At 43.7% G+C, this 7,186-nt stretch carries 5 protein-coding genes and 4 pseudogenes; 7 read left to right on the top strand and 2 right to left on the bottom strand.

Translation table 11 applies throughout. The features are described from left to right. Positions 1-132: pseudogene (locus FTU05_RS16970) on the top strand (IS6 family transposase); the annotation flags it as partial. A 447-nt stretch (positions 133-579) separates the two neighbouring features. On the opposite strand, the pseudogene FTU05_RS18140 reads toward FTU05_RS16970, so the two are convergent. Further along, positions 580-1,242: pseudogene (locus tag FTU05_RS18140) on the bottom strand (DUF4158 domain-containing protein); the annotation flags it as partial. A gap of 125 nt (positions 1,243-1,367) precedes the next feature. Between FTU05_RS18140 and FTU05_RS16960 the strand changes: the two are divergent. The 4 genes from FTU05_RS16960 to FTU05_RS16945 all read left to right on the top strand — a co-directional run bounded on the left by FTU05_RS16960 (position 1,368) and on the right by FTU05_RS16945 (position 5,485). Further along, positions 1,368-1,982 (top strand): recombinase family protein, encoded by a 615-nt coding sequence (locus FTU05_RS16960; protein WP_000904906.1) that lies wholly within the window; start codon positions 1,368-1,370, stop codon positions 1,980-1,982. Positions 1,983-2,100: 118 nt separating this feature from the next. Next, a protein-coding gene (locus FTU05_RS16955; RefSeq protein WP_223672967.1) for an IS3 family transposase occupies positions 2,101-3,233 on the top strand; the annotation gives its coding sequence in 2 pieces (ribosomal slippage) (positions 2,101-2,353 and positions 2,353-3,233; 1,134 coding nt in all). A gap of 607 nt (positions 3,234-3,840) precedes the next feature. Continuing rightward, complete coding sequence (locus tag FTU05_RS16950; RefSeq protein WP_078081115.1) at positions 3,841-4,716, top strand: SDR family oxidoreductase; 876 nt, start codon at positions 3,841-3,843, stop codon at positions 4,714-4,716. 52 nt (positions 4,717-4,768) lie between these two features. Next, entirely contained in the window at positions 4,769-5,485 is a 717-nt protein-coding gene (locus FTU05_RS16945; protein ID WP_180166137.1) for an ATP-binding cassette domain-containing protein, read from the top strand. On the opposite strand, the pseudogene FTU05_RS16940 reads toward FTU05_RS16945, so the two are convergent. Then, positions 5,424-5,567: pseudogene (locus tag FTU05_RS16940) on the bottom strand (IS4 family transposase); the annotation flags it as partial. The gene FTU05_RS16945 and the pseudogene FTU05_RS16940 sit on opposite strands and share 62 nt — an antisense overlap. Positions 5,568-5,677: 110 nt before the next feature. Between FTU05_RS16940 and estT the strand changes: the two are divergent. Together estT and FTU05_RS16930 are read left to right on the top strand one after the other, a co-directional pair. Next, on the top strand, positions 5,678-6,538 hold the full coding sequence (estT, locus tag FTU05_RS16935; protein WP_077782102.1) for a macrolide hydrolase EstT: 861 nt from the start codon (positions 5,678-5,680) through the stop codon (positions 6,536-6,538). Between the two features lie 56 nt (positions 6,539-6,594). Further along, positions 6,595-7,071: pseudogene (locus FTU05_RS16930) on the top strand (GMP synthase (glutamine-hydrolyzing)); the annotation flags it as partial. Positions 7,072-7,186: the final 115 nt, after the last annotated feature.

The following is a 7,186-nucleotide window of genomic DNA, read 5'->3' as shown; positions in this document are numbered from 1 at the left end:
ATGAAGACGGCTTACGCCACCATCAAAGGTATTGAGGTGATGCGTGCACTACGCAAAGGCCAGGCCTCAGCATTTTATTATGGTGATCCCCTGGGCGAAATGCGCCTGGTAAGCAGAGTTTTTGAAACGTAAGGCCTTTGAATAAGACAAAAGGCTGCCTCATCGCTAACTTTGCAACAGTGCCCTCGCGATGACATCGCCCAGCGGCTGGCCATCATCCTGTGCATCGACCAGGGCGCCCCCGATCTCGGCGAAGGATTTCAGGGTGTCACGCACCACCCCCGCTTCGTCTGCGACCTTTGCATGGCAAATACGCTCCGAAGCACGGTAGAGACGGCCGACGATCCGGTCGTGGGTTTCGACCACTGCGTCGGCCAACATCGCCTGCCATTCCGAGACGCAAACAGCCAAGATCGCAAGCCGCCTGTCCTCCGGGAGATCGCGCATGCCGTCGGCATAATACCGTTCACCCTGCCTGCGCAGACGAGTCACCCGATGGGCAGGAACGCCGGCAAGCAGATCCTCGGGGAGATCGACGCGTTGCAGATATTCGAGCCGGTCGAGCAGCCGGTTGGCCGACGAAGAGTTCGAGCCAGGCTCGAACTGGCGCAGCCACACAAAACGGGTCACCCGATCATCAGCCGTCTCCTCGAGCAATGCCAGCAACTGTTCTCGGATCGACATAGGCAGCCGACTGGCGATCCTCGTCTCGATGCGTCGCTCGGCATCGACGAGAGCCGCGGCACAAAGCCGCTCGATCGTGGATGTCGCGGGAAGGACAGTGCGGGTGCGTCGGCACTCGGCTACGAAGCGACGGGCGATATCCTCGTTCGACACCGCCATCTCGGCTTCTCGGAACAACCATTCCTTCAGCTCGCTCGCACCACGTCCGGAGAAGGTGCGGAAGCCGTAGAGCCCCCGTAACTCGGCAAGATGCTCGTGCCGTGTTTCCTCGCGGGCAGCATAGTCTACGAGATCGTCGGCACCCAGGCCAAGCTGCGCTCCGATAAATTCGATGACCTCTGCAGGGATCAGTTCGCCTGGAGCCAGCACCCGGCCGGGATAGCGCAGGACACACAATTGCAGGGCGAAGCCGAACCTGTTGTGAGCGCGCCGACGCAGCCTGATATGCCCAAAGTCTTCATCACTCAGCGTATAGTGCTTGAGCAAATCCGTCTGTGAAGTCGGCAAGCGCAACAGCGCGTCTTTCTGCCGATCGGTTAGAGTGACGCGACGCGGCATACATGTTCCTTTTTCAAAATCTGATAGCGTTCAAGACGCTTTGTTTATGAAGCTGGTTGAGATACATTTCCAGAGGTCAATGCAATCGTGGCCGAAGCGCCGCCTCAAACCAACGTTTGTGATACATGCTGATCGGATATGCCCGCGTCTCCAAAGCCGATGGCTCGCAGTCTCTCGACCTGCAGCACGACGCCTTGCGCGCCGCAGGTGTCGAACGGGACAATATCTATGATGATCTTGCTTCCGGCGGTCGTGATGATCGCCCTGGCTTGACTGCCTGCCTCAAGTCATTGCGTGACGGCGATGTGCTGGTGGTCTGGAAGCTCGATCGCCTCGGACGATCGCTTGCCCATCTGGTCAACACGGTGAAGGAGCTGTCAGACCGCAAGATCGGCCTGCGGGTTCTGACTGGAAAGGGCGCTCAGATCGACACCACGACTGCGTCCGGTCGCATGGTGTTCGGAATCTTCGCCACCTTGGCCGAGTTCGAGCGGGATCTGATCCGAGAGCGCACCATGGCGGGTCTCGCCTCCGCGAGAGCGCGCGGTCGCAAGGGCGGACGAAAATTCGCGCTCACCAAAGCTCAGGTGCGTCTCGCGCAAGCCGCCATGGCCCAGCGCGATACTTCAGTTTCCGATCTCTGCAAGGAACTCGGCATCGAGCGCGTCACTCTCTACCGATATGTCGGTCCCAAAGGCGAGCTCAGAGACCATGGAAAGCATGTTCTCGGACTTACGTAGCAACTCGTTTCTTTTCGCAGGTTGAGCCACAGAGGTGGATCAGGAAATTTGAACAACACTTATAAGTGATATTTTGCTCCCCAAATGATGTTATAAACATCAATATATGGAGTATTTTATGACACGTAGACCAAGAAGAAATCATTCAAATGACTTTAAAGCTAAGGTAGCACTTGCTGCGATTAAAGCAGAAAAAACACTTGCTGAATTGAGTGCTGAATTTGATGTTCATCAAAACCAAATTATTGACTGGAAAAATCAACTGATTTCAGCTTCCTCGCAAGCTTTCGATCAATCAAAAGCTCCAACAGAACCACCCATCGATCTAAAAAAACTACATGCAAAAATCGGTGAGCAGGCATTAGAAATTGATTTTTTAGAAGGTGTGTTGAAGAAACTGGGTCGCTTCAACCACAAAAGTTAATCGATGACTCACTTCAGATTTCAGTATCTAAGCAAGCTAAGCTGCTGAAAGTCTCCCGTGGTTGTTATTACTATCGCCCAAAACCTGTGAGTGAATCAGATCTGAAGCTGATGCGCTGTATGGATGAGTTACATATGCAATACCCTTTTGCAGGTAGCCGTATGATGCGTGATTTATTGAATCGTCAAGGACATCATATAGGACGACGTCATACACGTACTTTAATGAAGAAAATGGGCATTAATGCGTTATATCGTAAACCAAATCTAAGTCAGGCCAATCAAGCTCACCGTAAATATCCATATCTGCTCAAAGGATTGGCTATTCAGCGCAGTAATCAAGTGTGGTCTACGGATATAACGTATATCCCTATGGCAAAAGGCTTTGTTTATTTATGTGCTGTGATTGATTGGCATAGCCGCAAGGTACTTGCGCATAGAGTATCGATTAGTATGGAGGTTACATTTTGCATAGAAACATTAAATGAAGCTATTGAAAAATATGGCCGACCTGAAGTCTTTAATACAGACCAAGGCAGTCAGTTTACCAGTGATGCATTTATTGATGTATTGAAATCAAATGGCATTCAAATCAGTATGGATGGTAAAGGTCGATGGGTTGATAATGTGATGGTTGAACGATTATGGCGGAGCGTTAAATATGAAGAGGTGTATCTCAAAGCCTACAGCAATGTTTTGGATGCGAAGAAGCAATTAAACGCATATTTTGAATTTTATAATTTGAAACGACCTCATTCGAGTCTGGACAAAATGACTCCAGATGAGTTTTACTATGACCAGCTACCACAACAAAATAAGGTAGCTTAACTAGAGCAGAGTATCACTTATAAATAAGCTTTTAGTTGTTCAAACAAGTGGGACCACCTCTTTATTCCAGAAAAGACCAGATTGTTGAGGAAAGTAATCACCTATTCCTAGATGATTCAATTGGGATTGTGAACAAATGTACTTACACTAACGTGGCAGGTTAGTGAAAGAGTACAGATTGATATTTGACAAATCAGGCCCATATGTTGTACTTGAACTAACTTATGATGAATGGAGGCTTCTTAATGATTGATATCCTAACTTTGAACCGTTAGTTTAATACGTTCAAAGGCTCTGCTTATGCTCAGAGTATTAGGATAAATCTGTCTTCTTATAGGAAACCTTTATTATACGGTTATAGTAAAAAGGGGGAGAGGAATCTTCCTCTTTTTTATTTTAAAGGGAGATCTCCCATGACACTTCGTAGAAAAGGGTACATCAATGAATTTGATGGCTTATTTGTGATACCAACAATCGGATTAATCCTGTTGAAATTTTATATTTCTATATTTAGAGCATAGGCAGATTGCCTGTGCTCTTTATTTTGTTTGTTTTAAATTGGTATTGAATGATACCAATATTACATGATTAATGGAGGAGATTATTTATGACATTTAATAACAATGAAAATACACGTGTGTGGTTTATTACAGGTGCAAGCAGTGGACTAGGATACGAATTCACAAAAAAAGCATTGGAGTCAGGAGAGAAGGTTGTTGGTGTTGCTAGAAATATTGAAAAACTGAATGAGTTAAAATGCCAGTTTGAAGGAATGTTACTTCCTTTAAGTCTTGATGTTACTGATAGAAGTGCTGTTTCGACTACAGTGGAAACTGCCATTAAACATTTTGGAAGACTCGATATTGTCATTAACAATGCAGGGAATATGGTAATGGGAATGATTGAAGAATTTAGTGAAGATGAAGTTAGAAGCCAAATGGAAACTAATTTCTTCGGTACAGTATGGGTAAGTCAAGCTGTTATGCCGTACTTGCGGGCACAAGAATCAGGTCATATTATCCAGATATCTAGTATTGGTGGACTGATTAGTGGTCCAATGTCGGGAATCTATAGCGCTAGTAAATTTGCTTTAGAAGGATTTAGCGAGGCTTTAGCACAAGAAGCTGCACATTTTGGTATAAAAGTATCTATCGTAGAACCTGGAGGTTACTGGACGAATCTATACTTAAAAATGAGTTTTACTACACAGAAAAAAGAGTATGATTCATTACGTGAAAAGTTGGCCCAACAATATTCAAACGAATCGGTGGATAGTGATCCTAAGTTAGCCGCCGAAGCTATAATGAAACTGGTTAATAGTGAGAATCCGCCTCTCCGATTAGTTCTGGGAAGCCTTGTATATGATTTAGCTGTTGAAAATGCAGAAAAACGTATATTTACATGGAAAGAGTGGGAATCAGTCAGTCGTTCTTCGGAACATGGGATTCCTGCACCAGAAGGATACGGAATAATTGAGGAATAGAAACCCTAAGAAATAAACTCTCTAAACTACAAAAACTAATTAATGATTTAATATGTTTATTAACTTAATCGCTAGAAAGGGAGGCGATTGTATGGAATTGATAAAAATGAGAGGAATAGAAAAATATTTTGGAGGCAAGCTTCTTTTTACTTTTGATAAATTAACTGTTTTTAAGAACGATATTATTGGTGTAGTCGGGTTAAACGGAAGTGGAAAAACGACGTTGTTGGAGATCATTAACAATGATATAGCTCCTGACAAGGGAAATGTTGAGGTTAAGGGAGATATCTCTTATTATAAACAATTCGGTCAATACCACGAATCAGTAGATTCTTGGCAATTGAAAGAATTTCGCTCCAGCTCAACAATATCTGAAGGTTGGTTCAGTGGTGGGGAAAAAACTCGTTTACGTTTAGCTGAGACTTTTTCTAAGAGTAGTTCAATACTTTTACTAGATGAACCAACAGCGAATTTAGATACTAAAGGGATTCAATTGCTAAAGCGAAATTTAGGAAAATATAACACAATGATGATTATTAGCCACGATACAAATTTATTAGATGAATTGTGTAATCGAATTATTGAGATTGACAACAATACCATTAACTGTTTTGACGGGAATTATACTGCATATAAACAGCAGAAGGAACATCAAATTCACACTGAGAAAAGAGAATATGAAAATTATCAAGCAAAGAAAAAGCAACTAGAGGAAGCTTATTTGCAGAAGAAAGATTACATGTCTGTTTTACAATTAATGCAAGCATAATCAGTGTAAAACATTTTGCATGTGACTTGTTCCACTTTAGATATTTGTTTAAGATGAGATGTAACTCATAGAAATGTGTCATCATATTCGTCGTCAGAAAACAAGTACTATGCCATTATTTCAATGAGTTATCTTTTTTTGTCGTGTACAAAGCCAAAAACTAATGAATCTATAAAACAGAAAGGCGAGGAAATGAAAGAGAAAATAGTTAAAAAAAACGGAATAAGACTTTTTACCGAAAGTTTTGGATGTGAAAAAGATCCGGCAATACTCTTGATTGCGGGAGCAACGGTATCCATGTTGTATTGGGATGCTGAATTTTGCCAGAAACTATCTGAAAAGGGATTTTTTGTTATTCGCTACGACAATAGGGACGTAGGAAAATCTACTAATTACGAACCGGGTTCAACCCCCTATGATATTGTTGACTTAACCCATGATGCTATTTCAATTTTGGACGGCTATAAAATAGTCAAAGCCAATTTTGTGGGAATTTCACTGGGCGGACTGATTTCTCAAATAGCATCAATAAAATATGCCGACAGGGTAAGTTCAATAACACTAATCTCATCAGGTCCTTGGGGCGACTCAGACCCCACAATTCCTGAAATGGATACGCGTATTTTAGATTTTCACGGAAAAGCTGAAACCGTAGATTGGACAAATGAAGACAGTGTGGCAAATTATTTAATTCAAGGTGCTGAATTGATGAGCGGCAGGAAACAATTTGACAAACAAAGAAGTGAAAAACTGATTAGAGCCGAATTTAAAAGAGCTAATAACTATATAAGTATGTTCAATCATGCGGCACTGCAAGGTGGTGAAGAATACTGGAACAGATTGAGCGAAATCAATCAACCAACCTTAATTGTACACGGAACGGACGATAAAATATGGCATTTTAAGAATTCAGCAGTTTTACTTGAAAAGATAAACGGCTCAAAACTAATAACGCTTGATGGAACCGGACACGAACTACATTTCGAAGATTGGAATAAAATTATTGATGGAATAACGCAACATACAACAAATAACAAAAGAATGAACAAATAGGGTATTATGTATTTCCAAATCAACGGTTTAGAGATTGAAGCTAATATCAATGTGTTATGACGCTCAAGCTGGTGGAGCCGCTGCGCGAGCTGTTTAAAGATGAGGTGCGCAAGATCGGTATGGAGTTAGGTCTGCCCTACGACATGGTTTACCGTCATCCCTTCCCTGGCCCTGGCTTGGGTGTGCGTATTCTTGGCGAAGTAAAAAAAGAATATGCCGACAGGTTGCGCTTGGCTGATGCCATCTTTATCGAAGAGCTGTATGCCGCTGACCTGTATCACAAAACCAGCCAAGCCTTCGCTGTATTCTTGCCAGTGAAGTCGGTTGGCGTAGTGGGCGATGCCCGCCGCTATGAGTATGTGGTGGCATTGCGCGCAGTAGAAACTATCGATTTTATGACAGCGCGCTGGGCACACTTGCCGTATGAGTTTTTAGAAACGGTTTCTAGCCGCATCATTAATGAGATTCCCGGTATTTCGCGGGTAACCTACGATGTTTCCTCAAAGCCGCCGGCAACTATTGAGTGGGAGTGACGGGCACTGGCTGGCAATGTCTAGCAACGGCAGGCATTTCGGCTGAGGGTAAAAGAACTTTCCGCTAAGCGATAGACTGTATGTAAACACAGTATTGCAAGGACGCGGAACATGC

Source organism: Acinetobacter sp. YH12049, from assembly GCF_013419875.1.
GTDB lineage: Bacteria > Pseudomonadota > Gammaproteobacteria > Pseudomonadales > Moraxellaceae > Acinetobacter > Acinetobacter amyesii.
This window is presented reverse-complemented; position numbering and strand designations above follow the sequence as displayed.